This is a genomic window from Sphingobium sp. YR768, assembly GCF_900111125.1.
Lineage (GTDB): Bacteria > Pseudomonadota > Alphaproteobacteria > Sphingomonadales > Sphingomonadaceae > Sphingobium.
Map to the genome: position 1 here is coordinate 34,468 of NZ_FOGE01000011.1, position 25,054 is coordinate 59,521.

Below are 25,054 nucleotides of genomic sequence, written 5' to 3' on the forward strand. Positions count from 1 at the left end.
TCCGCATGCAGGTGTCAAAGAAGAGGAAGCTAAGCGTTTCGCTTACCTGCGGATGGCCGCCGGGATCGTTTCCCCGGGGAAACAGCCCTGTAGATATGGGCCGGTTCATTCTGGTCCGCCGCGTGTCTGTCATCTCTGAAGACCCAGACCCTGCTGCTCCAGATGGGCGAGCGTATCGCGCAGGGCATCGATCAGCGCTTCGGTGTCCGCGCCGGAGCCGGCATGAAGACGCAATGTGATGCCCTGACGGCTCACCGACTGAACGGAGAGAACGGGGCGCCCAAGCGGGCCGCTCCAGACATAAGGTTCGGCCTTGGGTGTGGCGGTTGTGGCGCGGGGGGCATCCAGCAGTCGCTTGAGGACATCGGTAGCTGCCAATGGCGTGCCACCATTTTGTCGCAGCATGGCCTGCTCGCTTGCGAGGCCCGCGGCGGCGGCGCGGATCGCCATAGCGGCTTTCGGTTCGTCCAGCGCCTGGGCCAGCGAATAGGCAGGCTTGAGCTGGACATCGGAGGGCGAAGCAAAGGCGCTGATAACCGCGTCCGGAATTCCGGCGACCTTTATCATCTTGCTCAGCCAACCCTTGGACAGTTTCAGGCGTTCGGCCATCCGGGTCAAATGACTGCCATAATGGTCCTTGAGCGCCTGGGCGTAATTGCGTGCACGCTCTAGGTCGGAGACATCCTTGCGCGCGCGATTTTCCAGATCGGCCAGCCGAAAGGCAGCCTCGTCATCGAGAACCGCAACTTGTGCAACGAAATGAACGTCGGGATAGCTGTGCCGGCGCAGCCAACTGATCGACCAATGGCGCCGGGTGCCCGCAATAACTTCATAATCATGGTCGGGATCGCCCTCGACCCGGCGCACGACGGCAGGTACCTTCTGCCCGCCTTCCGCGACGATGGAATCGATAAGTTCGCGGCAATTCTCCTCGGACAGATGCGCATAGAGACGCGCATTGCCGGGCCATATCCGCACGCGGGCAGGGTCCAGCAGGAGTTGCGTGACTTGACGCACCTCTCCTGAGGCCAGACGTGCAAGTGCAGACTCTCGGCCGAGCAAGGTTGTCCCGCGTGCGCGCTCCCGCTCCACGCGCGGTGTGACAGGAGCAGGCGTGGGGAGAGTAGTTTCCTCTACCGGTTCCTGGACAGGCGGCGGCGGGGCTGCCGCTTCATCAGACAGCAGAGCAGCCAGATAGTCGGATTGCTTACGCGCCATAAAACCGTCCTGAAACAATAGAACATAAAGTGAACATGTTGGAAGGCGGGATTTGCACTCTCAGGTGACGGATATCACCCGACATTGACGATATCCTCTTCGCGCGCGGGCGCGACCCGGCCCCATCCTTGCCGGACCAAAGCCTCGATCTGGCCCATGGCCTGGTCCAGATTGGCCCGGCAACGTTTGTGCGTGCGGGGGGTGCCGATCGGCTTTTCCAGTTCGTAGACGGTCATCATGCGCAGGGCGGCATGGCTGATTTCCGCTGAATCCAGGATCGGAACCGGCATCAGCGCCGGGCCGAAGCTCTGCTCCATGATCGCCCGAACCATCGCATGGCTGGGATCGTTGGAATCGAACTTCGAGCAGATCAGCCGTACGAAACTATAGTCGACGGCAATGCCTGCGCCCTGCAACTGACCGATCACCTGATCCATCATCGACAGGAACTGCACCGTGGAACAGAAATCGGGCGTCGTTGCCGCCAGTGGCACCAACAGCGCATTGGCTGCCTGCATCACCGCCAGACTGATCGTGCCGAGCGCTGGCGGTGGATCGAGCAGCACGATGTCATAGCCGCGGGCCAGATCCATCAGCCCTTGCTTGAGCTTGCGGAAACGGGCTGCGAGCACGGACCCGCCGTCGCTGCCGGCCGCTGCCAGTTCATATTCGACGTCGAACAGTTCCAGATTGGACGGGATGAGATCGACATTGGGCCAGGCCGTGCTTTTGACGGCATAGAGCAGGTCGACCTGGGTCGGATCGATCGACAGGTAGGGATAAAGCGTCTCTTCCCGCTGGATGTTGAAATGCGGGTTGAAGCCGAACAATGTCGTTGTCGTCGCCTGACTGTCGCAATCGACGACCAGTACGCGATAGCCCTGCACCGCGAAATAATGGGCTAGATGTGTCGTAACGGTAGACTTGCCAACACCGCCCTTGAAATTTTGGACCGCAATAATTGCCGGTACGTCCAGCGGCGCACGCTCAGGTGTGGCGCCCAGAACCTGCCGCATGTTGAGCATCTCATCGACCGTATAGCCGGGGCGACGGCCATTTTCAGTCGGCGGGGCAGGGGGCAGGCGGCCATCATCTTCCGCCATGCGGATACGATTCGTGGAGCAGCCCAACAGTTGCGCGGCCTCGGCAATGCCAAAGCGCACGTTCAGTTCCTTGCGGCTATCGGGCAGAAAAGCCTTGCGACGCAGGCGTTCTACCATCTTTTCGCCGGCCTCGGCCAGATCGCCGATCTGGTCAACCACTGCGTTCATTTTGTCCCCCGGACATTGGCTTGAAGCTTAATGTCGTGGACTATTGCAGACTTCATTCAAATCTGCAATGTGCGAGCGTCAGGGAGGCAGGTTTGGCTATCCTGCCCATTTTGCATTCCAACTCTATTTTATGATCGGAACTGCAACAGGGCGACGTCATGAGCGCAAGGATGCGCGCAAACGCCGCCATGCTTGCTCTATTGCCGTGTTTTCGACGCGCCGCTTGCCCAATTGTCGGGGCCTGACGCCGCGCTGTCATCAGGGCCGATATCCAGCATCGGCTGACCCGCCGCGTCATGGCGCTGCCAGACGGGCAGGCCGGTGCCGTTGGGATTGCCGTTCTTGACGAAATTTACCAGATATCCGCTGGAAATCCGCCCAATGGAGCGATCGGCAGCAGTGGTCGCCGCGCCATATTTTATTCCCACCGTGTCGAAGAAATAGGGGATCTCGCTGGCATGCCCGGCGCCCTTCGTCTCGGCTGTTCGCGCTGATGCGGCGACATAGGAAAAGCGGTAATAATAGGTCGGTACGCCCTGCGCGACGAACTGGTCTGCCATCGTCCGGGCGCCCGCGACCATCGGACCGGACGGCCCGCCAATATCGTCGCTAGTCGCACCAACCATCACCGGCACCTTCGCGAAATGTCCTGCCTGATAGGCGCCCAGGCTGTCGACCGCGATGCGGCCATCCGCAATGGGGCTGCTATGGTCGCGCGGTGCGCCGCTAAACAAGGCGGCCAGGTTCAATCCGTCGACAATATCGTTTGCCGGGAGGGCGCGCAATTTGGCGAGCGCGTCGGGACTATCGGCCGCCACGCCCTTCTTCGCGCCAAAGGCAGCGCCCAGCGCCTCAGCCCCCGCCAACGTGGCGTCGCCCATCGGCATCGGTCCGCCCGACTGGATCACCGCCTTGCTGAACAGCCCTTGCGCCATGGGGGACGTCAGCAGCGCATGCACGGACATGCCGCCGGCGCTTTCGCCGATGATGGTGACATTGGCGGGGTCACCGCCGAAAGCCGTGATATTGGCTTGTACCCAGCGCAGGGCCGCGATCTGGTCCATATAGCCATAATTGGCGAGCAGACCTTTGTCGGCGTCCGCCTTCGTCAGGGCCGGATGAGCGAAGGTGCCGAAGCGGCCCAGCCGATAGTTGAAGCTGACCACCATGATGCCCTGCCGGGCCAGCGCATCGCCTGCATAGGTCGGCGGGGAGGAGCCGCCGTTTACGAACCCACCACCATAGATCCAGACCATGACCGGCAATTTGCCCTTGGCCGCTTCAGGTTTCCAGACATTGACGAACAGGCAATCCTCGGCTGGTGGCGTACCGAGCGGCGCCGCATCGCTGGGGAAGGGGAGTTGCATGCAATCATGTCCGTAGCGGCTTGCATCGCGTACCCCCTGCCAATGCGCCACGGGTTGCGGCGCGCGCCAGCGCAGATCGCCGACCGGCGGCGCTGCAAAAGGAATTCCCTTGAAAGCGACGACCCCTTCCGCCGCCACACCGCGCAATGCGCCGTCGCCTATCGTCACTTCCGGCGCATCAGGGGCAGCCAGGCTGGGGGTTGAATATAGGGCAAGAGCCAGCACTAACAGGCGTGTCGATTTGGACATGGCTTATCCTCTCCTTGTAACAGGGCTATTCTGTCTTGGAAAACAACCTCAATCCAGAGGCAGCGTCACGACGCGGGCTTCGCGGGCGGACAGCCATGCCGCTTCGATCACTTGCTGGACCGCGACGGCATCCTGCGTGGGAACGGGCTGGGGGCCTCCGGTCAGCAAGGCTTCGGCTACTCCAGCATAAAAACGTTCCTGGCATCCGGTTTCTGCCGGATGCCGCGTCATGCGTCCGTCGCCATCGCGATGTTCGATCGGATCGTCATCCACGCCCCAACCCATGTCGCCCGGTCGCAGCCCGGCGATCAATTGCGCCTCTTGCGGATCGAGTTGGCGCTTGATGAGGGTGCCTTCGGTCCCATGAACCGTGAAGCGCGGCGCGCCACCTTGCTCTCCGCCCGGCGCGTTCAGGCTGGCATGCAGCACGATCCGCTTGTCGGCGTACCGCAAGATGACATGAGCCCAATCGTCCGCGCCCGATCCGGCCCGCAGCGCTGTGATATCCGCGCTGACGGCGTCGGGCGATCCGAACAGGGCCAGCGCCTGATCCACCAAATGTGGCCCCAGATCGAACCACACGCCCGATCCGGCCGATCCATCCTCCCGCCAGCGATCGCGGACTTCCGGCCGGAACCGATCGAAATGGCTTTCGAAATGGGTGACGCGACCGACCGCGCCAGTCTCGATCGCCGTCTTGATGCTGAGGAAATCGCTGTCGAAACGGCGATTGTGAAATACCGCCAGTCGCCGGTCCACACTCTGCGCCAACGCTGCCAGATCGCGCGCTTCCGCCAGCGACAGGGCAAAGGGCTTGTCCACCACCACATGTTTGCCCGATCGCAGCGCATCGGCGGCCAGCGCTGCATGTGTCGCACTCGGTGTCGCAATGACGATCAGATCGATCGCCGGATCGGCCAGCAGATCCTCCACTTGCTCGACACAGGCGATGGCGGGATCGAGCGCTGCCACCTCCGCCGACCGGCTGGTGACGATTGCCTTCAGGTCCAGCGCTGCCGTCGCCCGGATCAGCGGCGCATGGAAAACCTGGCCGGCCATGCCATAGCCGATCAGCCCGACCCCGATGCTCATGGCTTCAAAACTCCCGCTACCACGGGCGCCAGCTTGCCGACGATTACCGTCACACCCTTGTCATTGGGATGGATGCCATCGGGCAGTTGCAACGATCGCTTGCCGATCACGCCGTCCAGCATGAAGGGGTAGAGCGTCGCATCATAGCGCTTCGCCAATTCCGGATAGATGGGGTTGAACGCCGCCGCATAGTCCGGCCCCATATTGGGTGACGCCAACATCCCGGTCAGCAGTATCTTGATGCCCCGCCGTTGCGTTTCGGTCAGGATCGCACCCAGATTGGCTCGGGTCTCCATGGGGCTGAGGCCGCGCAGCATGTCATTGCCACCCAGTCCCACCAGCATCAGGTCCGGTTTGCGCGGCAAGCCGTCCAGCGTGAAGGCGAGCCGCGCCAGACCGGCCGCCGTCGTGTCACCCGATACCCCCGCATTGACTACCCGCACCTTCATACCGCGCCTGTTCAGCGCCTGTTCCAGCACCGGCGCCAGTCCCTTTTCCTGATCCAGATTATAGCCGGCATAGAGGCTGTCGCCAAAGGCCACGACCAGCTTCGCATCGGCCATCTTGGGGGCAGAGGGCGCGACCGCATTCGCTGCCTGCGCCGTCTCGGCCGGTGGGGGAGGGGGCGGCGCCTTGTCGGAACAGCTGCTCGCCAGATAGACAAACAGCATCATCGCCCCATATTGCAATATTCTGCCCGCCAAGGAGCGCTCCTTTTTCATGCATTTGCCCATCAATCCCGCCACTATCGCGATCCGCGCGCACAATGTCACTCTCTCGCTTGGCACGCGCGATGCGCCGGTGGCGATCCTGAAGGGCGTGGACCTGTCCATCCTGCGCGGCGAAAGCGTCGCCATATTGGGCGCTTCGGGATCGGGCAAAAGTTCGCTGATGGCGGTCCTCTCCGGCCTCGAACGCGCCAGTGGCGGCCATGTCGATGTCGGCGGCGTCGATTTCGGGACGCTCGGCGAGGATGAACTGGCCCGCGCCCGTCGGGGCCGGATCGGCATCGTGCTGCAAAGCTTCCACCTGTTGCCGACCATGACGGCACTGGAAAATGTCGCCGTCCCGCTCGAACTTTCCGGCCATGCTGATGCTTTCGCGTTGGCCGCCGAAGAATTGCGCGCCGTCGGCCTCGGCCACCGGCTCGATCATTATCCTGCCCAATTATCGGGAGGGGAGCAGCAGCGCGTCGCCATCGCCCGCGCCGTCGCACCGCGCCCGACCCTGCTCTTCGCCGACGAGCCGACCGGCAATCTTGATGCCACCACGGGCGCGGCGATCATGGATTTGCTGTTCGACCGGCAAAAGGCGGCGGGCGCGACGCTGGTCATCATCACTCATGATCCCGTCTTGGCGGAACGGTGCGGGCGCATCGTCGAAATGCGCGATGGTCAGATCGTCGCGGATCGCGCGGCATGAATGGCCTTGGCTGGCGCGGCTATTGGCGCATCGCCCGGCGGGACCTGCATCTGGGGTTCCGGGGGCTGCGGTTGCTTTTCCTTTGCCTGTTCCTTGGCGTTGCAACGCTGGCGGCGATCGGCAGCCTGACGGCGGCGATCACGCAGGAATTGCGCGACCGGGGCAGGGTCATATTAGGGGGCGATATCGAGATCGCCATGACCCAGCGTGAGGCGGGCTTTGGCGACAAGCAGGCTTTCCGACAGCTCGGCACGCTCAGCGAAACGATCCGGATGCGCGCCATGGCGCAGCGTGTCGGGCGGGGGAGGGGGGATGCGCCTCCGGCAGTCCTTACCGAACTCAAGGGCGTCGACGCCGCCTATCCTCTTTATGGTACGCTGACATTGCAGGGCAGTCGCTATCAGCCCATGGATGCCGACCATATTTTGATCGGTGAGGCATTGGCCGAGCGGCTGGATATCCGGCGCGGAGAGCGGCTGCGTTATGGGCAGGCGGATTTCACCATCGCCGCGATCATCGCCGATGAACCGGACCGACTGGGTGAGGGCTTCACCCTCGGCCCGGTCGCAATTGTGTCGATGGAGGGGCTGCGCCGCACCGGGCTGATCCAGCCCGGCAGCCTCTACAACAGCAAATATCGCATCCGCCTGAACCCCCGCTATAACGCGACGACGGTTCGCGAAGATTGGGAGAAGGCGCGCGCGAGCGAAGGCTGGACCTTCAAGGATCGCGATCGCGCGGCGCCCGGTGCCGATCGCTTCATCGAGCGGATGGGGCAATTTCTGTCGCTGATCGGCCTCGCCGCGCTGGTGATCGCTGGCATCGGCGTCAGCAATGGCGTCGCCTCCTATCTCGCGGCCAAACGAGGCAGTATCGCGACCCTGAAGGTGCTGGGCGCCACCTCCGCCGACATCGCTCATATCTACCGGTTGCAAATTGGGGTGGTTGCGCTGCTTGGCATTGGCGTGGGGCTGGTCGTCGGCGCGGCATTGCCGCCTCTGGTGGTGGCAATGGCCGGCGATGTACTGCCGGTCAGTCCCGGTTTCCGCCTCCACTCAGCGCCGCTGATCACCAGCGCCGTCTATGGATTGTTGATTGCCTTTCTCTTCACCTTCCCGCCTTTGGCCAAAGCGCGGACCCAGCCCGCAGCAGCCATTTTCCGGGGAGCGGTGGAAAGCCGGTCGGGCCTTGATCGTCATAGTCTTGGTGCGATGGGATTGGCTGGCGCACTGCTGGTCGCGTTGGCACTGGGCACCGCGCGCGAGCCGCTCTTCTCTGCGGCCGTGCTGGGCGCAGTAGCGGCTGTCCTCTTGCTCCTGCTGGGCCTCGGTCTGGCCGTCAGCCATGTCGCGCGTCGTCTGCCCCGGCCGCGTCGCCCGCTGCTGCGTCTTGCCATGGCCAATCTCCATCGCCCCGGCGCGCAGACGGCTGCGCTGATCGTGGCGCTTGGCCTCGCCCTCACCTTGTTCGTCACGCTCGCAGGAATCGAAACCAGCCTGAACGCGGAAATTCGCAGCGTCGTGCCGCAAAAGGCACCGGCCCAGATCGTGCTGGACATCCCCGCGCCACAACAGGCGCGTTTCCGCCAGATCGTCGCGCAGCAGGCGCCCGAAGCGCAGCTCAATATCGTGCCCGTTCTGCGCGGCACGATCACGGCCTTTGGCAAGCAGCGCGTGGCCGATCTCAAGCAATTGCCCGAAGGCGCATGGTTCCTGCGCGGCGAGCGGGGCGTGACCTATAGCGCGACCTTGCCCGAAGGCAGCGATCTGGTCGCGGGAAAATGGTGGGCGAAGGACTATAAGGGGCCGCCGCTCGTCTCGCTCGACGCCGAAGCCGCCAAGACGCTCAATATAGGGGTCGGCGATACGCTCACCGTCTCGATCCTCGGCCGCGAAATCGAAGCGCGCATCGCCTCCCTGCGCAAGGTCAACTGGGACACGATGGGCTTCAACTATGTGCTGGTCTTCTCACCCGCCACGCTGCAATCCGCCCCCCATAGTGTAGCCGCGACGATCACGATGGACACGAAGCACAACAGCGCCATGACCCGCGCCTTGTTGGCCGCCTTCCCCGGCGTGTCGGTGATCGCGGTCGGCGAAGTGATCGATCAGGTCGGCACCATCCTTACCCAGATGTCGCGCGCCATCCTTGTCGCGGCTTCGGTGGCGATTCTTGCCGGCATCGCCGTGCTGGTCGGCGCCATCGCCGCTTCGCGGCAGGCCCGCAGCTATGACAGCGTGATATTGAAGACGCTGGGCGCCACCCGTGCGCAGTTGCTGGGCGGGCAGGCGCTCGAATATGGGTTGCTCGCCGCAATCCTGGCGCTGGTGGCGCTGGCGCTGGGCAGCGCGGCGGCCTGGTTCGTGATCGTCCAGGTCTTCGATTTTGGCTGGGCGCCCGACTGGCCCGTGGTGCTGGCGACGCTGGCGGGCGGGGCGCTGCTGACGCTGGGCATCGGTCTGGCCGGATCGGTGCCGTTGCTGTCCGTCCGACCGTCCCGCGCCCTGCGTCAGGTCTGATGACTTATCGGACCTTGAAGCTGTAGCCGCCCTCCACCTTGTGCTGGTCGGCACCAACGACATGCCATTTCAGGTCATAGGTGCCGGCGGGCAAGGCGCGGGGGAAAGTCAGGATCATGGTCTTGCCCTCGACCATGGTCTTGAACCCCTTGATCGGCATGGGTTCATGGTTGGCCATGCCCGGCATCCCGGTCATGGTCAGGTCCGCGCCGCTCAAGGCCGCCTGAAAGGTTTCGGAAAAGGTCAGCGTCATTTTTGTCGGCTTGGCCACGGTAGCATCGGCGGCCGGCGTGGACGACAGCAATTTGCTGTGTGCGCTCGCCACGCCGGGCAGCAACATGGCGACGGCGGCGGCGGTCAGGAACAGACGGTTCATGGCAATCTCCTGCAAGGATAGTTGCAGACAGTTACGCACGGGCTTGCCCGCCCCCTCGCGTCATGCGCATATTTTTTACCCTGCCAGATTGAGGGATGGAAGCGTGCCATGCGTATGCTCGGTCAGGAATGGAGAATGACGCGATGACCGATCTGGATCAGATGCTGGACGCCGTGCGGGCAACGCCCACCGATGCGCGGCTGGCGGGCATGGATGATGCTGTGCTGACCGGCATGGCCGATCGGCGTGAACGGATGACCGCGCGCCGCAGCCTGATGCTGGCGGGCATCGTGGCGATCGGCATCGGCTGGACCGGCAGCATCCTGCCTGCCGCCCCGGCGCAGGCCATGCCGATCGGCATGTCGGACTATGCGCCCTCTCGCCTGCTTGGCCAATGAACGCCCGCCGCTATCTGCTCGTCGCACTGGTCGCCTTTGCCGCATCGCTGGCGGCGGTGCTGGTGACACGGCTCTGGTTCGCGCCCGAACCGCGCGTCGAAAGCGAAGTGCATGCACTGCTCCATCAACGGCTGACCCTGGACGCGGCGCAGGAACAGCGCATCCACGCCCTGGAAACCGCCTTTGCCACCCGGCGCGCGACGCTGGAGGCGGAAATGCGAGCAGACAATCAAAGGCTGGCCGACGCGATCGCCGCCGAACATGGCTATGGTCCCAAGGTGGCGGAAGCGGTCGATCGATCGCACCATGTGATGGGCCAGCTGCAAAAGGACACGCTGCAACATATTTTCGCGATGCGCGCAGTGCTGCGTCCTGATCAGGCGGCGCAGTTCGATGCTGCCATCGTCAAGGCGCTGACCCAGCCCGTCCCGTCCACCCGATAAGGTGAACGATCCGAACCCCGACGATCGCGTGCTGGTCGCTCACGCGCTGGCCGGGCAGCAATCGGCTTATGCCGCGCTGATGCGGCGGCACCGGGATGCAGTGTGGAGGCTTGCGCGCGGTCATGTCGGCGACGGGGATGTCGCACTGGACATTACGCAGGAAAGTTTCGTTTCGGCCTTCGCCGCCCTTGCCCGCTATGATGGCACGCGATCATTCCGTGTCTGGATTGCCCGCATCGCCCTCAACAAATGCCGCGATTGGGCACGCCGTCGTGCCGTCCGCGGTTTCTTCACCTTCGCCCGGCCGATCGACGATGCGCTCCATATCGCCGATAGGGCTGAAACGCCGGAAGAGGCGCTGCAATCGCAGCACGCCCTCGCCCGGATCAATGTCGCCATCGCATCGCTGCCCGCCAATCTGAGAAATGTGCTGCTGCTCCGCACGATCGAACAGATGAGTCAGGCGGAGGCGGCGCAGGTGCTGGGCATTACGGAAAAAGCAGTCGAAACCCGACTCTATCGCGCGCGCGCCAGACTGGCGGAAATTTTGAGGGATTGAGTCCCCATCCGCGTATGAAGGGGCATGCTTTCCTCATCTCTCGATCGCCGCACCCTGATCAGGAGCGCCGCTGCCATAACTCTGGCTGGTGCCTTCCCTGCCTGGGCGCGCAGCGGTACCACTGGCCTCTTGTCTGCTCCCAGCGTCTTGTCCGGCGACAGCATCGCGTTGACGGTCGGTGAAAGCCATTTCGGCACTGGCGGTCGGTCGGCCCACGCCATCACTATCAATGGCACCATCCCCGCCCCGTTGATCCGCCTGAAGGAAGGGCAGCAGGTCCGCATCGCCGTCACCAACCGGCTGAAGGAGGATACGTCGATCCACTGGCACGGCCTGATACTGCCCTTCCAGATGGACGGCGTTCCCGGTGTCAGCTTTCCCGGCATCCGTCCCGGCGAAACCTTCACCTATGACTTCCCGATCCGCCAGTCCGGCACCTATTGGTATCACAGTCATTCGGGCATGCAGGAAGCGATGGGCCATTATGGTCCGATCGTCATCGATCCCGCCGGTGCCGATCCGGTCCAGTCTGATCGCGAACATGTGATCGTGCTGGCCGACTGGTCGTCAGTCCATCCGCATGTCCTGCTCAAGCGGCTCAAGCAGATGGGCGGTTACTATAATATGCAGCGCCAGACGCTGGCCAGCCTACTCAAAGGCAAGGATCAGTCGCTCAAGGATCGGATGGAATGGGGCGCGATGCGTATGGATCCCACCGATATTTCGGACGTGACCGGCGCGACCTACAGCTTTCTGGTGAATGGCCATGGCACGGCGGAAAACTGGACTGGCCTGTTTGTGCCCGGTGAGCGGGTCCAGCTGCGCATCATCAACGCTTCGGCCATGACCAATTTCAATGTCCGCTTACCCGGACTTCCCATGACCGTGGTCCAGTGCGACGGCCAGCATGTCCAGCCGGTCGAAACAGACGAATTCCAGATCGGCATCGCCGAAACCTATGACGTGATCGTCCAGCCGACCGAGGCCAAACCCTATGGCCTGATCGCCGAAGCGATCGACCGGTCGGGGCAGGTCCGCGCGACGCTCGCGCCACAGATCGGCATGGTCGCACCCATTCCCGATCTGCGTCAGCGCCCGCTACTGACCATGAAGGATATGGGCATGGACATGTCGGGGATGGACATGGGGCAAGCGGGCGTGATCGATCTCAGCCAGCCTGCCAATGACAGCATGTCCGGCCATAGCATGAAGATGCTCGATCCCTCGGTCGCACCCAATGTCCCGATGGGGCCGGGCGTTGCGACCCTTTCCGCCATGCCCGCCGATCGCACGGCCGATCGCCCGACCGGTCTGGAGGATGTCGATCATCGCGTCCTTACCTATGCCGACCTGCGCGCGCTGGAACCGAATAGCGACACGCGCACGCCCACCCGCACGCTCGACATCCATCTGACCGCCAATATGGAACGCTATATGTGGTCCTTCGACGGTGTGAAGCTGTCCGACGGCGCGGAACGCATCCCCTTCCGGCACATGGAACGGGTGCGGGTAAACCTGATCAACGACACGATGATGCCGCATCCCATCCATATTCACGGTCATTTCTTCCAGCTCGTCACTGGTGAGGATGCAGCCCATCATCCGCGCAAGCATACGGTGAATGTCCTGCCCGGCGGGAAAGTCAGCTTTGACCTGACGGCCGATGCGATCGGCGACTGGGCCTTTCATTGCCACATGCTGATGCACATGCATGCTGGCATGATGCGTGTCGTTACCGTCCGTCATGAGGAGGAGGCTGCATGAAGCGCCTGATCCTTCCCCTGCTGCTGGCCAGCGGCACCGTCTCTGCGCAGGCGCAGACCATGGACCACAGCCAGATGGACCATGGCGGGCATCAGATGCCGTCAGCACAGGATGAGGCGGCGCAAGATCAGCCGACGAATGCCCATGCTGGCCATGGATCGCCGGCAACCGAGGCGATATCGCAGGGCGTAGCGCCGCCCGTTCCCGCCGATCATGCGGCGGATTCTCTTTATGATCCGGCTGTCATGGCGCGCGCCCGCGCTGCGATGGTCAGGGAAAGCGGCGGCATGACCTTTTCCCAACTCATGATCGATCGTCTGGAATATCGCGCGCAAAAGGGCGGTGAAGGCTATCATTGGGAAGGCGAGGGTTGGATCGGCGGCGATATCCATCGTCTGGCCATCAAGTCCGAAGGGGAGGGCGATGTCGGTGGCCGCCTTGAAAGCGCCGAAGTTCAGGCGCTCTACAGCCGGGCCATCGACCCGTGGTGGAATATCGTCGCCGGGGTTCGCCAGGATTTCCGTCCGCAGCCCCAGCGCAGCTACGCGACCATCGGCATCGAAGGCCTCGCGCCTTACTGGTTCGAGGTGGAGGCGCAGGCTTTCCTGTCCGACAAGGGCGACGCCCATCTGCGGCTGGAGGGCAGCTATGATCAGCGTTTGACCCAGCGTCTGATCCTGCAACCGGCGGTGGAAGTGAATATCGCCGCGCAGGATGTCTCCGACATCGGGATCGGCAGTGGCCTCTCCAATACCGAAATAGGCCTGCGTCTGCGCTACGAATTCGCGCGCGAATTCGCCCCCTATGTCGGCATCAATTGGGAACGCAGCTTCGGCGATACGGCCCGTTATGCGCGGGCGGCAGGGGACAGGGCATCCGTCGCCAATCTGGTCATGGGCATTCGCTTCTGGTTCTGATCATTATGGCCGGGCGAAACATTTCTTTCCGGCATCGACGCTACGGCATGGCAAACACGCAGGCCGCCCGCTGCCAATCTGCCTGATTTCTACCGTTCAGGCGCTAGGAGACGGGCGGGAAGATCATTATGCACCTTGCAACCGCCGGGGATTCGCGTCCCTGACCGGCGCATAAGAATAATGGTAAAGGAGCCTGATATTCCATGACCCTGCTGGATCGTTTCAAAGATCGGCTTGCGCTTCCTGCCATCGCATCCCCGATGTTCATCATTTCGCAGCCCGATCTGGTGATGGCGCAATGCCGGGCTGGCGTGATCGGCGCCTTTCCTTCGCTCAACGCCCGCCCATCGGGGGTGTTCGAACAATGGCTGCAACGGCTGACGACGGAATTGACGGACCGAGATGCCCCGTTTGCCGTCAACCTGATCGTTCACAGATCCAACCCCCGGTTGCAGGAAGATCTGGAGCTGTGCTGCAAATATCGCGTGCCGATCATCATCACATCGCTTGGCGCCCAGGCGGAAGTCAATGCGGCGATCCACAGCTATGGCGGCATCGTCCTGCATGATGTGATCAACGACAGATTCGCCAGGAAAGCGGTGGAAAAGGGCGCGGACGGGCTGATTGCCGTTGCGGCCGGCGCAGGCGGTCATGCCGGCACCTTGTCACCCTTTGCTCTGGTGCAGGAAATTCGTAGCTGGTTCGATGGTCCGCTGGCTCTGTCCGGATCGATCGCCAATGGCGCAGCGATCCTGTCGGCGCAGGCGATGGGCGCCGATCTGGCCTATATCGGGTCGGCCTTCATCGCGACGCAGGAAGCCAATGCCGATCCGGCCTATAAGCAGATGCTAGTCGACAGCAGCGCCAGCGACATCGTCTATTCGAACCTGTTTACCGGCGTGCACGGCAATTATCTGCGTGGATCGATCGTCCGTGCGGGGCTGGACCCCGACAATCTCGCTTCGTCCGATCCATCGAAGATGGATTTCGCCAGCATGACCGACAGCAAGAAGGCTTGGCGCGACATATGGGGATGCGGGCAGGGGATCGGCGCAGTGGACGCCATCGTCCCGGCGGCGGACCTGATCGCTCGGCTGAAGCGCGAATATCAGACGGCGCGCGAACGGATTTGCGCCTTGCCCTGAACAAGGAAACCCCCGCCGGGGTGAACCGGCGGGGGTGCTGCGACGTGTCCAGGCGTCGTAGTCAGTAATCGAAGCCGAGCGTCACGCCATAGGTGCGCGGGGCGCCGGCATAGCCATTGTCACCGCTGTTGGTGGCGCTGATCTGGCTGCGATAGAAGGCGTCGGTCAGGTTCTTGCCCCACAGGCGAACATAGAATTTGTCGCCCGGTTCCTTCCACGTCACCGACGCGTCGACCGTATTGTAACTGGGCTGCTTCACCCGCTCGTCGGCGGTCGCGACGAAGCCGTCATTATAATAATAATTGCCCGCCAGGGTGAAGGTGCCGGCGCTGGTCGGAATGTCCAGGCTGCCGCCCAGGCTGACGGTGAACTCGGGCGTATTTTGCAGCCGGTTGCCCGAAGCGTCGCCCCGCAGCAGGCAATTGCCGCCAAGCTGCGCCGACGGCGCGCCGAATGTGCCGAGGCAACTTGTATTGGCGAGGGTCGCGCCCGTCTTGCTGTCGACATAGGTGTAGGAGGAGGGGCTGAAGCCCGCCGCGACCGGATAGGGGATGGAGATGATCGCGTCGGTAAAGGACTTGTACCGCGCGTCGGTCCAGTTGAAACCGCCGAACAGGCGCAGATTGTCGCTCACCTGCCATGTCAGGTCGGCATCGATGCCATAGATGCGGGCGCCCTTGCGCGCATTATAGACATTGTTGACGCCAGCGATGACCTGGATCACCTGCACCGCCGACTGGTCATAATAATAGCCGGCGACGTTCAGCCGAACCTTGCGGTCGAACAGATCGGTCTTCAGGCCCACTTCATAGGCATCGACGACTTCGGGCTCCAGCACGTTGAAGGGCGTCGCAATCTGCGGAACGAAGGTGCCGCTGCGGAAGCCGCGATTGTAACTGGCATAGGCCATGACTTCGGGCGAGAAACGATGGTCGACCGATAGGCGCCAGGTCAGCTTCTTGAACGTCCGTTCCGCCTGATCATAGTCGGTCGTCGTCGTCACACCGGTCGCGCCATTATAGGCGACGCGCTGGGCATCGATATCCCGCTGATCGTAGGTATAGCGCAGGCCCGCCGTGATCTTGGTATTTTCGCCCAGCTTGTAGGTGCCGTCGGCGAAACCGGCGATCGATTCCAGCTCGATATCGGTGAAATCGTCGGAATAGCCATTGTCGCCAAAGGTGGTGAGGCCTGTGGTGCGGCCGGGATATTGGCCCGCGCTGCTCTTCATATAGAATCCGCCGACGACCCAGTTGAACGGTCCGTCATTGTCGGAAATCAGGTCGATTTCCTGCGTGAACTGCTTGTCGCGATTATTATTGTCGATCCGCAGGCGCGGCTGCACCGTGCCGTCGGGATCGAAATAGGTCCGCAGATGCGTCTTGCGATAGGCGGTGATGCTGCGCAGGTTCACGCTGCCCAGTTCCTGATCGATGGTCAGGCTGACACCCTTCTGGCTGCCGCGCAGCGTAGGGTCGAAATCGGAGTAAATGTCGCGCTGCGGATCGCCGCCCAGCGATTTGATGACGGCAGGCACATCTTGCCCCGCGCCGTTGCGGCTGAAGGTGACGAAGGCCGGATCAGCCGCCCGCCGCCCAAAATAATCGCCCGACAGGACGATCGATGTCGTATCGCCCGGCTCCCAGAGCAATTTTCCGCGCAGCGAGTAGGTGCGGTCGGTCTGGATATCATTGCCGGTATAGACATTCTTGCCATAGCCGTCGTCGCGATTTTCATATTGTCCGGCCAGACTGAAGGCGAGGCTGGGGGCAAGGCCCCCGGACACGAATGCGGCCGCGCTGACGGTGTCATAATTGCCATAACCGAAACGGGCCGACGCGGTATAGTCGTAGCTGGGCTTGCGCGTGGTGATCTGGATCAAACCGCCCGTCGCGTTGCGACCGAATAATGTGCCCTGCGGCCCCTTCAGCACTGCGACCTGCTGCACGTCGAACAGGGACTGGAGCGCACCGATGGCGGAGCCATAATAGACACCATCGACATAGACCGCGACGGGATTTTCGATGCCCGCGCCCTGGCCGGTGGCGCCGACGCCGCGGATGCGCGGCAGGCCGAAACCGCCCGCCGCCGTGGTGACGTTGAGCGAGGGGACCGCTGCACGCAGATCCTCCGTGCTGGTGACGCCGGAAGCGGCAATGTCTGCCGTGCTCAGCGCCGTGATCGCGACCGCCACATTCTGCGCATTTTCGGCGCGCTTCTGGGCGGTGACGATGATTTCGGAGACACCGTCCGTGGCCGCGGGCGGTTCAGTGGTCTGGGCCAGGGCGGGCAGGGTCAGGGCAACGGCCATGACAGATAGCCCGCCCCGTAAGGCGGTTATTGGAAAGTTGCAGCGGCGCATGATGTGTCCTCCCCATGGTGCGCTGTTATGTTCAATCCCTTTTTCCGGAATTGCTTATCTTTGTTATAATGGAAGCGGTTTTCTGACTTATAAGAAAGGCGGCGGAAGCCTATCGATTTCCGCCGTCTTGTTTCGGCTTTGTTATCCGAGCGCCCCAGTGGTTTCGTCGAACAGTTCGTCGACGGAAAGTTTGCGCGGAATGATCTTCTGCTCGAAGGCCCATTCGATCGCGAGTTGCAGACCCTTGCGATTGGCCTCGACGCCCATCGGCGGGAAGGGATCGGGCAGGCCACCTTCGGTCAGGTTGCGGCTTTCCTCGACCATGCGATAGATTTCGCGCACCACGTCCGGCCGGTTCTTCGAGATATCCTGATGGACGACGAAGATATGGTTGATCGGGACGACGCCTTCGCGCGCGAACCAGTCCTTGGCGGCGTTGAAGGGATTGGGCACCAGTCGTTCGACGCGCGGATCTTTGGGCAGGTCGACGCCCTGAAGCGTGGCGGCGAGTTCGCCGTCCAGCATCATCTGGCCGATATTCGATCCCCTGGGCAGCCGGAGGCAATTGTCGGGGTCGCTATATTCCTCCAGATGTCCTTCGCCCACGGTCATCCATGAGACCTTGTTCAGATCGACGCCATATTCATGTTGCAGGATGCCGCGTATCCACAGCCCCGTGGTCTGGGCATAGGTGCGTACGCCGACCTGCTTGCCCTCGATATCCTTGGGGTCGATATGGCCCAGGTCGCGGTTGAAGCCGGCGCAATGATGCTGGAACCGGCCGGAAACGGGCGCGGGCAGCAGCACATAGGGCTTGTCATAGCATTTCGCCTGCAAATAGGTGACGATCGCCAGTTCGCCAGCGTCATACATATTGCGGCGGATCATGTCCTTGAACCCGTTCTGCGCCGGGTCCGGCCCGCAACAGTCGAGCTTCACGATGTCGGACGTTACCCGACCGTCATGAATGGCCCTGGTCATCGGCGACAAGGCCAGGTTGGTACGCAGAGTCAGCACGTCATCGGCGGTGGTCGCCATATCCTCTACCCCTTGTGCAAATTGATTGTAGTTACAGTCTGACTTCGATCAGCGACGGCCCCGACTCACGTGCGGAATTCTGCATCGCTCTGGTGAAGTCCTCGGCCGTTTCCACGGCCAGCGCCGGCACGCCCATACTCTTGGCCATGGCGACCCAGTCGATGGTCGGACGGTCGATGTCGATCATTGCCATCGCTTGGGCGCCCGGCGTGCCTGCGCCCATATTGGCATATTCTGCCTTCAGGATGGCGTAGGTGCGATTGGCGAAGATGACGGTGGTGATGTTCAGCCCCTCGCGGGCCTGGGTCCACAGCGACTGGATCGTGTACATGGCGCTGCCATCGCCCACCATGCAGAAGACCCGCCGATCGGGACAGGCCAGCGCCGCGCCGGTGGCAACAGGTGTGCCATAGCCGATCGATCCACCCATATTGTTGATCAGGTCATGGGGCACCGCGCCCATGGTGTGGCCCATGGATTCCCGGCCGGTGGTCAGCGATTCATCGACCAGGATGCAGTTTTCCGGCAACGCCACCGCCAGAGCATGGGCGATGCTGAGCGGGTTGAGCGCGCCGCTCGGGGCAGGCGTTTCGATCCGTTGCTGCACGATCGGCGCGACCTGAGCGGCGCCCAGCGCGTCGAGCAGCATCTCGAAGGCCGCTTCGCTATCCTCATGCTCCTCGACCAGCGGTTGGACGATCGTGCCTTCGCGCTTCATCAGGCTGGGCTTGTCGGGATAGGCGAAGAAGGCGACAGGCTCGCGCGTTTCGACCGTGATGATATGGTTGAAGCCGGCAAGGAAGGCCATCGCCTGCGGCACGGCATAGGGGATGCGCTCGATCGGGGTACGACCCGCGCCACGCTCTATCCGGGCGGTGAAGAATTGCGAGCCGAGGCGAGCGCCAGTGGCAGCAGCCACCTTGCCCGCCAGCTCCAGCGCCTTCCCGCGCGTCGCCTTGTTACCCAGAATGATCAGCGTGGGTTCGCCAGACTTGAGGACCTGCGCGATATGGTCGATCCGGGCGGCGGCAGGCGCCGGGCGCGTATTCACGATCCGGGGCAGCGTTACAGCGCCCTGCGCCTGCTGCCAGCTCGTATCGCCCGGCAGGATCAGGGTCGCGATCTTGCCGGGATGTTCGGACGCTGTTGCCACGGCCTGCGCCGCGTCCCAGGCGATGGTCGATGCACTGTCGGCCCGGCGCACCCAATGGCTGAGCGGCCGCGCGAGTCCCTCGATGTCCGACTGGAGCGGCGGGTCGTAGCGCAGGTGCGACACCGAATGCTCGCCGATGATGTTGACCATGCCGGACGAGGCGCGCTTGGCATTGTGGATATTGGCAAGCCCGTTCGCCAGCCCCGGCCCCAGATGGAGCAGGGTGGAGGCGGGGCTATCCTTCATTCGATACCATCCGTCGGCCGCGCCGGTGGCGATGCCTTCGAACAGGCACAGCACGCTCTTCATCCGGGGATTTTCCAGCGCCGCCAGAAAATGCATTTCCGACGTGCCGGGATTGGCGAAGCAAATGTCGACGCCCTGATCGACCAGCGTGTTGACGAGGCTTTCGGCGCCATTCATGTCAGTAGCCAGCCAGTTCGCGGCCCTGACCGACCACGCCATAGCTGCGCGATGGGGCGGACATCAGGAAACGATAGCCTTCGCTGATCAGGCGCTCGACATTTTTGGCGTTGGTGTGCGGATTGCCGACGACGACATCATGCTTCTTGCAGACCTCGACGATCCGGTTCATCGCGCTGACGACCTCGGGATGTTCATATTGGCGCGGATAACCCAGCGCCTGACTGAGATCGCCCTCGCCAATCAGCACCAGCCCGATACCCGGCACATTGGACAGGATATCGTCCAGATTTTCGATCGCCTCGGGGCTTTCGCACATCATGCCGACCAGGATTTCGCCATGCGGCACCAGCGGCCAGACGTCCGCCTTGGCATAATAGTCCGGCTGGCTCAGGCCCCAATAACGCGCGGCGGTGGCCGGACCATCGCCGCGAATGCCCTTGGGCTCATAATAGGCTGCGCCGGTCGGCTTGGCATAGCGGCAGGAAGCCACCGCGTTCCACGCATGTTCGACCGTCGAGACATGGGGCGTGATGACGCCATAGACGCCGCGATCCAGAACCTGCTTGGCCTGAAACTGGTTCATCTCACCGCCATTGGCCGGGATGCGGGCCAGCGGCGTCACCGACGGGGCGACAGAACCCGTTTCGGCAATCTTCTTGCGGTTGAGCATATATTGCAGCGCGTCGCCCAGCGCCGAAACATCATAGGGATTATGCTCCATTTCGAAGACCACGCCGTCATAGGGGGCGTCGGTCATTTCCTGCGCGGTGAGCTTGTCCACCTTGGCAAAGCAGGTGAAGGCGGGCTTTCCGGCTTCGAAAGCGCGGATGACGCCGTTGAGGCGCATGTCGGTCATGAGGATCGTCCGTTCTTGTCTGAATAGGGAAAGAAGGAAGCGTGCCGCTTATTCGGGCGCGTTCCAGTACATGAAGCCCATGCCCTCGCCGGTGCCGGCGGCCGTGCGCCAGCAGGGCACATAGTCGACCAGAGTCATCTCCGCGCCAGTATGCTGGAGCGCCATCATGACGATCGAGTAGATCTTCACTTCCGATGTGCCGGACTGATAATAGCCGTCCGGGATCGCGGCGAGGCCCTCATAATCATAGGCGGCCAGCTTCCCCATGACGTCGCGGTCGAATGCCTCGTCATTGACGAAATGCGACAGGCCGCCACTCGCGATCACCGCGACACGGACATCTTCCGGCCATGCCTCGATCGCGTCGCGCAGCACGCGACCGAACTCGATGCAGCGGGCCATGGACGGCTGGGTCGGCGGGTAGAAGAGGTTGAACAGCACCGGCACATGGGGTGGCACGTCATCGCCCATGATCTGGTGATAGACGAAGCTATAGGCGTGCGGCACGACCGGATAGTCGGCCTTGCGCCCCTGATTCTTCTCCATCCAGACATTTTCGGGCCAGGCCTGAAGGTCGTTGAGGTCGAAGCCTTCCTTCTGGAAGGTCTTGATGAGATAGGTGGCAAGGTCGGGATAGGCCTGATGCACGACATGATGGTCGGGGGCATAGACCGCACGCTGGGGCGGGCCGTTATGCACGTCCTGCCCGGTATAGATGGTGATGGACGGCGACTGGTCGGGCCAGATTTCCTTCTGGTCCTTGCCCAGGATGATGGCGACATCGACATTCGCCGCCTTGTACGCCTGCGCCATCTCATCCAGCGCCGCGCGGCATTTGGTGGCGCGCTCGGTACGTTCTTCGATGGTCAGATAGGGCTCGAACGCCGCGCCGCGATGGGCCTCCAGTTCCGGATAGGTCCAGGTGCGGTTCTGGAACCAGAGTTCCGGATTCTTCCGATCCCGGTCGCCGTTATTGAGCCAGTCCTCCGGCTTCTGCCCCAGCATCCCGCTGTGCGGCACCGCCATCCCAAATATGATCTTTGCCATAAAAATCCTCTGTCTATGGGCGCGCAGACTATGTGCTGCGCGGAAGCCGGACCAATCCAAAGCAGGTCCGGCGCGATAGCTTATTCCGATATTTTCGGTGCCCATTGCGGGCGGAGCAAAATCCAGGTCGCGGCTGCCCCGATGATCAGGAAGACAAAGATCACCAGCATCGGCAGGTCATATCCGCCGCTGACGTGCAGCAGCCATCCCGACAGGCTGGCCGCAACGCCCCCCGCAAGCGACGTCGCCACCTGCTGCACGCCCGTCACCAGTCCGATCGCCGGCTTGGGGATCAGGGTCAGACGGCAAAGCGCCAGATTGTTCGCGGTCGCCAGGCCCAGGAAGGAGAGCGAGAAGACGTTCCAGAACAGCGCCATCGACAGGCTGGGGGCATAGGCGCCCAACAGCACGGTGCAGGCGCCGATGAAGCCGGCGATAACGAAAGCCTTGCGGACGAAAACGGGATCGCCGCCGCGCTCGATCAACTTGTCGGCGCCCCAGCCTGCGATCACCGCAACGATGGCGATGCCGGCAAAGCTGAAAAAGGTGTAGAGGCCGGATTCCTTCAGCGACAGGTCGCGTTCCTCGACCAGATAGGCGGGCATCCAGGTCATGCAGTAGAAGGTGAAATAGCCGTAGCAGAAATTGACGATCATCGCGCCCCAGACCAGCGGACTTCTCAGGATCGCGCCCATGGTCACGGCCGATGCCTTCTTCTTCGCGCTTTCCCGTTCCTCGACCGTAGGCCAGTCGTTCCGCACCGTCAGAATCCAGGGGATCAGCCAGATGAAGCCCGCCACGCCGGTCAGGATGAACATCATCCGCCAGTCATAATTGACGATCAGCCAGGCCGCGACCGGCGCGCCGATTGCCGGGCCGAACTTGTTGCCCATGGCGAAGATGCCGACCGCCGTTCCATTCTGCCGTTCGCTGAAGTTGTTTTTGATCCAGCGATAGCTGGCTGGCATGACGATTGCCTCAGCCGCGCCGATCAGTAGGCGCATGGTCAGCAGGGTCGCGAAAGCATCGACCAGACCGATGGCCGCCGTCGCCAGGCACCAGAGCACGAAACAGATCGTGTATGGCACCTTCACGCCGTAGCGATCAACCAGCCAGCCCATCGGAATCTGTACCAGCCCATAGGACCAGAAAAAGGCGGAGTTCAGCCAGCCACGGTCCAGATCGGACAGGCCGAAATGCCGGATGAAGGGTGGGTCCGCCAGCGCGGATGAGATGCTGGTCCTGTCGACGAAGGCGATCAGAACGCCGGTCGCCAACAGGAACAATATCAGCCAGCGCCCGGCGGGAGAGAGTTCCGGCACGCGCGCCGCCGGTACGGCGGTTTCCTTCGATAATGGGGATGATGCCATGGACCCTCTCCTTATGGGCATTCGCTAGTTTTCAGGACGGCAAAGCGCCGTCAGTCCGCCAGTGCGGGATAGAGTGTCTGGGCTGTCTTGCCGAAGATCCATTGCTCGTCTGCCTCGCTCAGCGAAGCGAGACCGGCCTTTGCGGTCGCGAGGATATCGGCGAGCGTGCCGGGCGATGTCGGGAAGTTCGAACCCCAGGCCATGCGATTTGCGCCAAAAGCAGCAGCGACCTTGGGGAAGAAGGTGTCGGCCGACGCCTTCTCCTTCTTCACGTCGCCAAAGATGCGCGGCGTCAGCTTGAGGTAGATGTTGGGAATGTCGGCCAGCGCGAACAGGCTGTCGGCATGGGCATAGGGCGGACCATCCAGCACATCGGGGCGACCCAGATGATCAAGGATGATGTTGACCTTGGGAAAGCGTCTGGCAAGGTCCGTCACCTGCGGCAGGCCGATCGGGCCGGTCTGGATGCACATTGGCACGCCCAATTCGCCCAACATCTCCCAGGCCGGATAGGCGGCCGGGTTTTCCAGTTCGGTCGGATCGAAATCCTTGGTCGAACCCCCGGTGAAGATGCGCAGGCCCTTGAGCCCTTTATCCACCCAGCCCCGGATCACCGGCACTGCATCGTGGGCGGCGACGTCGACCGATCCGACCGCGATCAACCGGTCGGGAAACTGGTTGCAGCCATCCACTACATAGCTGTTGTCGAAGCCATAGGTGGTGGAGGAATGAACCACCGCCGCCTTGTCGACCCCGGCTTCGTCCATCGCGTCGATCAGGGAATCGACGGTGCAGGGGCGCTCCTGCGACCAGTCGGATCGCTTGCCGAACAGCGGCGCGGGCGGATAGCGGGTCGCATCGTCGGAAATGATGTGCGGGTGAATGTCGATGACGCGCATGCTCAGAGACCCTTCGCCTTGAGATGCGCGTCGAGGCGCGGATAGACGCGGCGGGCATTGCCTTCGAAAATAGCCTGACGATCGGCGTCGCTCAGCGCGTCGCACTGGTCGACATAGCGCTTGGTATCGTCGAAATAATGGCCGGTGTTCGGGTCTTTACCGCGCACTGCGCCGATCATTTCCGACCCGAACAGGACATTGCTGGTCGGCACCACCTTGGTCAGCAGTTCGACGCCGGGGTGATGATAGACGCAGGTGTCGAAGAAGATATTGTCGAGCAGCCCTTCGAGCGGACGCTTGGCGATCTCCAGGCTCATGCCGCGATAGCGACCCCAATGATAGGGCACCGCGCCGCCGCCATGCGGGATGATCAGGCGCAGCGTCGGGAAATCGGTGAACAGGTCCGACTGGAGAATTTGCATGAAGACGGACGTATCGGCGTTGATGTAATGCGCGCCGGTGCCATGGAAATTCGGGTTACAACTGGCCGCGACATGCACCATCGCCGGCACATCCAGTTCGCAGATCGCCTCGAACAGCGGATACCATGACTTGTCGGTGAAGGGTTTGCCGGTCCAGTAGCCACCGGTCGGATCGGGGTTCACATTGACGCCGACGAAGCCCAGTTCGTTGACCATGCGGCGAAGTTCGGGGATCGAATTTTTGGGCGGCGCCAGCGGCGATTGCGGCAGCATGCCCACCGGCACGAAATTGTCGGGATAAATGTCGCACACCCGGCGGACCAGGTCATTGCTGATCGTCGCCCATTCCAGGCTGGTGCGCTCATTGCCCAGATGATGGCTCATCAGGCCGGCGATCGGCGAGAAGAGGGTGAGGTCGCTGCCGCGCTCCTGCTGGAGCTTCAACTGCCCATTGCCCACGCCTTCGCGAATATCGTCGTCAGTGACGATGCAATCCGAAACTTTGGGGGCGTTGACCGGGTCGTTGGCGGAATCCACCTGTCTGGCGCGCCAGTCGCGGAAGGACTGGGGCACGGTGGTAAAATGGCCGTGGCAATCGATAATCATGATCTCTCCGTCCGCTGGGCGGCTTTTGTCGTGTCTGGTCTAGGCCCGGACCGGGTAGTAGCGGCATTGAATCCGGGCATGTCGGGATAAGAGTTGGTCCGGGCGAACGGCATCTCTGCGTCCGCCCGGTAACTG

General features: G+C 62.5%; 22 protein-coding genes. 8 read left to right on the forward strand and 14 right to left on the reverse strand.

What is annotated here, in order from left to right; genetic code table 11:
• Nucleotides 1–129 precede the first annotated feature (129 nt).
• The 5 genes from BMX92_RS13655 to BMX92_RS13675 all read right to left on the reverse strand — a co-directional run bounded on the left by BMX92_RS13655 (nucleotide 130) and on the right by BMX92_RS13675 (nucleotide 5,919).
• The gene (locus BMX92_RS13655) at nucleotides 130–1,218 is read right to left on the reverse strand and encodes a ParB/RepB/Spo0J family partition protein (RefSeq protein WP_093017367.1); all 1,089 of its coding nucleotides are present in this window, start codon (nucleotides 1,216–1,218) and stop codon (nucleotides 130–132) included.
• 74 nt (nucleotides 1,219–1,292) lie between these two features.
• The gene (locus BMX92_RS13660) at nucleotides 1,293–2,489 is read right to left on the reverse strand and encodes an AAA family ATPase (protein WP_093017369.1); all 1,197 of its coding nucleotides are present in this window, start codon (nucleotides 2,487–2,489) and stop codon (nucleotides 1,293–1,295) included.
• 197 nt (nucleotides 2,490–2,686) lie between these two features.
• The gene (locus BMX92_RS13665; RefSeq protein WP_093017371.1) at nucleotides 2,687–4,105 is read right to left on the reverse strand and encodes a carboxylesterase/lipase family protein; all 1,419 of its coding nucleotides are present in this window, start codon (nucleotides 4,103–4,105) and stop codon (nucleotides 2,687–2,689) included.
• 48 nt (nucleotides 4,106–4,153) lie between these two features.
• Nucleotides 4,154–5,197: an oxidoreductase gene (locus BMX92_RS13670; RefSeq protein WP_093017373.1), complete on the reverse strand. Its 1,044-nt coding sequence runs from the start codon at nucleotides 5,195–5,197 to the stop codon at nucleotides 4,154–4,156.
• Nucleotides 5,194–5,919 carry an arylesterase gene (locus tag BMX92_RS13675; RefSeq protein WP_093017375.1) on the reverse strand — a complete coding sequence of 242 codons (726 nt, stop codon included), beginning with the start codon at nucleotides 5,917–5,919 and terminating at the stop codon, nucleotides 5,194–5,196. The genes BMX92_RS13670 and BMX92_RS13675 overlap by 4 nt, the downstream gene beginning before the upstream one ends.
• On the opposite strand from BMX92_RS13675, the gene BMX92_RS13680 reads away from it, so the two are divergent.
• Together BMX92_RS13680 and BMX92_RS13685 are read left to right on the forward strand one after the other, a co-directional pair.
• Nucleotides 5,918–6,619: an ABC transporter ATP-binding protein gene (locus BMX92_RS13680; protein WP_093017377.1), complete on the forward strand. Its 702-nt coding sequence runs from the start codon at nucleotides 5,918–5,920 to the stop codon at nucleotides 6,617–6,619. The two genes, BMX92_RS13675 and BMX92_RS13680, sit on opposite strands and share 2 nt — an antisense overlap.
• Nucleotides 6,616–9,138: an ABC transporter permease gene (locus tag BMX92_RS13685; protein ID WP_093017379.1), complete on the forward strand. Its 2,523-nt coding sequence runs from the start codon at nucleotides 6,616–6,618 to the stop codon at nucleotides 9,136–9,138. Before BMX92_RS13680 ends, BMX92_RS13685 begins: the two co-directional genes overlap by 4 nt.
• A gap of 4 nt (nucleotides 9,139–9,142) precedes the next feature.
• Here the strand turns inward: BMX92_RS13685 and copC are convergent, their stop codons facing one another.
• The gene (gene copC, locus BMX92_RS13690; protein ID WP_093017381.1) at nucleotides 9,143–9,514 is read right to left on the reverse strand and encodes a copper homeostasis periplasmic binding protein CopC; all 372 of its coding nucleotides are present in this window, start codon (nucleotides 9,512–9,514) and stop codon (nucleotides 9,143–9,145) included.
• 143 nt (nucleotides 9,515–9,657) lie between these two features.
• On the opposite strand from copC, the gene BMX92_RS13695 reads away from it, so the two are divergent.
• The 6 genes from BMX92_RS13695 (at nucleotide 9,658) to BMX92_RS13720 (ending at nucleotide 14,740) form a co-directional block, all read left to right on the forward strand.
• Nucleotides 9,658–9,912 carry a hypothetical protein gene (locus BMX92_RS13695; RefSeq protein WP_093017567.1) on the forward strand — a complete coding sequence of 85 codons (255 nt, stop codon included), beginning with the start codon at nucleotides 9,658–9,660 and terminating at the stop codon, nucleotides 9,910–9,912.
• The gene (locus tag BMX92_RS13700) at nucleotides 9,909–10,355 is read left to right on the forward strand and encodes a periplasmic heavy metal sensor (RefSeq protein ID WP_093017383.1); all 447 of its coding nucleotides are present in this window, start codon (nucleotides 9,909–9,911) and stop codon (nucleotides 10,353–10,355) included. Before BMX92_RS13695 ends, BMX92_RS13700 begins: the two co-directional genes overlap by 4 nt.
• Nucleotide 10,356: 1 nt before the next feature.
• Nucleotides 10,357–10,914, forward strand: coding sequence for an RNA polymerase sigma factor (locus BMX92_RS13705; RefSeq protein WP_256213428.1), 558 nt, complete (start codon nucleotides 10,357–10,359; stop codon nucleotides 10,912–10,914).
• A gap of 24 nt (nucleotides 10,915–10,938) precedes the next feature.
• Entirely contained in the window at nucleotides 10,939–12,678 is a 1,740-nt protein-coding gene (locus tag BMX92_RS13710; protein ID WP_093017385.1) for a copper resistance system multicopper oxidase, read from the forward strand.
• The gene (locus BMX92_RS13715) at nucleotides 12,675–13,595 is read left to right on the forward strand and encodes a copper resistance protein B (RefSeq protein WP_093017387.1); all 921 of its coding nucleotides are present in this window, start codon (nucleotides 12,675–12,677) and stop codon (nucleotides 13,593–13,595) included. Before BMX92_RS13710 ends, BMX92_RS13715 begins: the two co-directional genes overlap by 4 nt.
• A 203-nt stretch (nucleotides 13,596–13,798) precedes the next feature.
• Complete coding sequence (locus BMX92_RS13720; RefSeq protein WP_093017389.1) at nucleotides 13,799–14,740, forward strand: NAD(P)H-dependent flavin oxidoreductase; 942 nt, start codon at nucleotides 13,799–13,801, stop codon at nucleotides 14,738–14,740.
• 61 nt (nucleotides 14,741–14,801) lie between these two features.
• On the opposite strand, the gene BMX92_RS13725 is transcribed toward BMX92_RS13720, so the two are convergent.
• The 8 genes from BMX92_RS13725 to BMX92_RS13760 all read right to left on the reverse strand — a co-directional run bounded on the left by BMX92_RS13725 (nucleotide 14,802) and on the right by BMX92_RS13760 (nucleotide 24,919).
• Nucleotides 14,802–17,051 carry a TonB-dependent receptor gene (locus tag BMX92_RS13725; RefSeq protein ID WP_177185044.1) on the reverse strand — a complete coding sequence of 750 codons (2,250 nt, stop codon included), beginning with the start codon at nucleotides 17,049–17,051 and terminating at the stop codon, nucleotides 14,802–14,804.
• A 192-nt stretch (nucleotides 17,052–17,243) separates the two neighbouring features.
• Entirely contained in the window at nucleotides 17,244–18,140 is an 897-nt protein-coding gene (locus BMX92_RS13730) for a phosphate ABC transporter substrate-binding protein (RefSeq protein ID WP_093017393.1), read from the reverse strand.
• Nucleotides 18,141–18,171: 31 nt separating this feature from the next.
• Nucleotides 18,172–19,716: an acetolactate synthase large subunit gene (locus BMX92_RS13735; RefSeq protein WP_093017571.1), complete on the reverse strand. Its 1,545-nt coding sequence runs from the start codon at nucleotides 19,714–19,716 to the stop codon at nucleotides 18,172–18,174.
• Nucleotide 19,717: 1 nt separating this feature from the next.
• Nucleotides 19,718–20,575: an HpcH/HpaI aldolase family protein gene (locus BMX92_RS13740; protein ID WP_093017395.1), complete on the reverse strand. Its 858-nt coding sequence runs from the start codon at nucleotides 20,573–20,575 to the stop codon at nucleotides 19,718–19,720.
• 48 nt (nucleotides 20,576–20,623) lie between these two features.
• Nucleotides 20,624–21,622 (reverse strand): DODA-type extradiol aromatic ring-opening family dioxygenase, encoded by a 999-nt coding sequence (locus BMX92_RS13745; RefSeq protein WP_093017397.1) that lies wholly within the window; start codon nucleotides 21,620–21,622, stop codon nucleotides 20,624–20,626.
• Between the two features lie 80 nt (nucleotides 21,623–21,702).
• Nucleotides 21,703–22,992, reverse strand: a complete 1,290-nt coding sequence (locus tag BMX92_RS13750; RefSeq protein ID WP_093017399.1) for an MFS transporter — start codon at nucleotides 22,990–22,992, stop codon at nucleotides 21,703–21,705.
• A gap of 50 nt (nucleotides 22,993–23,042) precedes the next feature.
• Entirely contained in the window at nucleotides 23,043–23,891 is an 849-nt protein-coding gene (locus tag BMX92_RS13755; protein ID WP_093017401.1) for an amidohydrolase family protein, read from the reverse strand.
• Nucleotides 23,892–23,893: 2 nt separating this feature from the next.
• A complete protein-coding gene (locus BMX92_RS13760) occupies nucleotides 23,894–24,919 on the reverse strand; it encodes an amidohydrolase family protein (protein ID WP_093017403.1) in 1,026 nt (341 codons plus the stop codon).
• Nucleotides 24,920–25,054: the final 135 nt, after the last annotated feature.

What these genes read in the sequence shown, in the direction of transcription:
- BMX92_RS13680 (WP_093017377.1), top strand. Translation starts at nt 5,918, where the DNA reads ATGCATTTGCCCATCAATCCCGCCACTATCGCGATCCGCGCGCACAAT.
- BMX92_RS13695 (WP_093017567.1), top strand. Translation starts at nt 9,658, where the DNA reads ATGACCGATCTGGATCAGATGCTGGACGCCGTGCGGGCAACGCCCACC.
- BMX92_RS13755 (WP_093017401.1), bottom strand. Translation starts at nt 23,891, where the DNA reads ATGCGCGTCATCGACATTCACCCGCACATCATTTCCGACGATGCGACC.
- BMX92_RS13665 (WP_093017371.1), bottom strand. Translation starts at nt 4,105, where the DNA reads ATGTCCAAATCGACACGCCTGTTAGTGCTGGCTCTTGCCCTATATTCA.
- BMX92_RS13655 (WP_093017367.1), bottom strand. Translation starts at nt 1,218, where the DNA reads ATGGCGCGTAAGCAATCCGACTATCTGGCTGCTCTGCTGTCTGATGAA.
- BMX92_RS13660 (WP_093017369.1), bottom strand. Translation starts at nt 2,489, where the DNA reads ATGAACGCAGTGGTTGACCAGATCGGCGATCTGGCCGAGGCCGGCGAA.
- BMX92_RS13745 (WP_093017397.1), bottom strand. Translation starts at nt 21,622, where the DNA reads ATGGCAAAGATCATATTTGGGATGGCGGTGCCGCACAGCGGGATGCTG.
- copC (WP_093017381.1), bottom strand. Translation starts at nt 9,514, where the DNA reads ATGAACCGTCTGTTCCTGACCGCCGCCGCCGTCGCCATGTTGCTGCCC.
- BMX92_RS13710 (WP_093017385.1), top strand. Translation starts at nt 10,939, where the DNA reads ATGCTTTCCTCATCTCTCGATCGCCGCACCCTGATCAGGAGCGCCGCT.
- BMX92_RS13720 (WP_093017389.1), top strand. Translation starts at nt 13,799, where the DNA reads ATGACCCTGCTGGATCGTTTCAAAGATCGGCTTGCGCTTCCTGCCATC.
- BMX92_RS13735 (WP_093017571.1), bottom strand. Translation starts at nt 19,716, where the DNA reads ATGAATGGCGCCGAAAGCCTCGTCAACACGCTGGTCGATCAGGGCGTC.
- BMX92_RS13725 (WP_177185044.1), bottom strand. Translation starts at nt 17,051, where the DNA reads ATGGCCGTTGCCCTGACCCTGCCCGCCCTGGCCCAGACCACTGAACCG.
- BMX92_RS13675 (WP_093017375.1), bottom strand. Translation starts at nt 5,919, where the DNA reads ATGAAAAAGGAGCGCTCCTTGGCGGGCAGAATATTGCAATATGGGGCG.
- BMX92_RS13715 (WP_093017387.1), top strand. Translation starts at nt 12,675, where the DNA reads ATGAAGCGCCTGATCCTTCCCCTGCTGCTGGCCAGCGGCACCGTCTCT.
- BMX92_RS13670 (WP_093017373.1), bottom strand. Translation starts at nt 5,197, where the DNA reads ATGAGCATCGGGGTCGGGCTGATCGGCTATGGCATGGCCGGCCAGGTT.
- BMX92_RS13740 (WP_093017395.1), bottom strand. Translation starts at nt 20,575, where the DNA reads ATGACCGACATGCGCCTCAACGGCGTCATCCGCGCTTTCGAAGCCGGA.
- BMX92_RS13730 (WP_093017393.1), bottom strand. Translation starts at nt 18,140, where the DNA reads ATGGCGACCACCGCCGATGACGTGCTGACTCTGCGTACCAACCTGGCC.
- BMX92_RS13685 (WP_093017379.1), top strand. Translation starts at nt 6,616, where the DNA reads ATGAATGGCCTTGGCTGGCGCGGCTATTGGCGCATCGCCCGGCGGGAC.
- BMX92_RS13750 (WP_093017399.1), bottom strand. Translation starts at nt 22,992, where the DNA reads ATGGCATCATCCCCATTATCGAAGGAAACCGCCGTACCGGCGGCGCGC.
- BMX92_RS13700 (WP_093017383.1), top strand. Translation starts at nt 9,909, where the DNA reads ATGAACGCCCGCCGCTATCTGCTCGTCGCACTGGTCGCCTTTGCCGCA.
- BMX92_RS13760 (WP_093017403.1), bottom strand. Translation starts at nt 24,919, where the DNA reads ATGATTATCGATTGCCACGGCCATTTTACCACCGTGCCCCAGTCCTTC.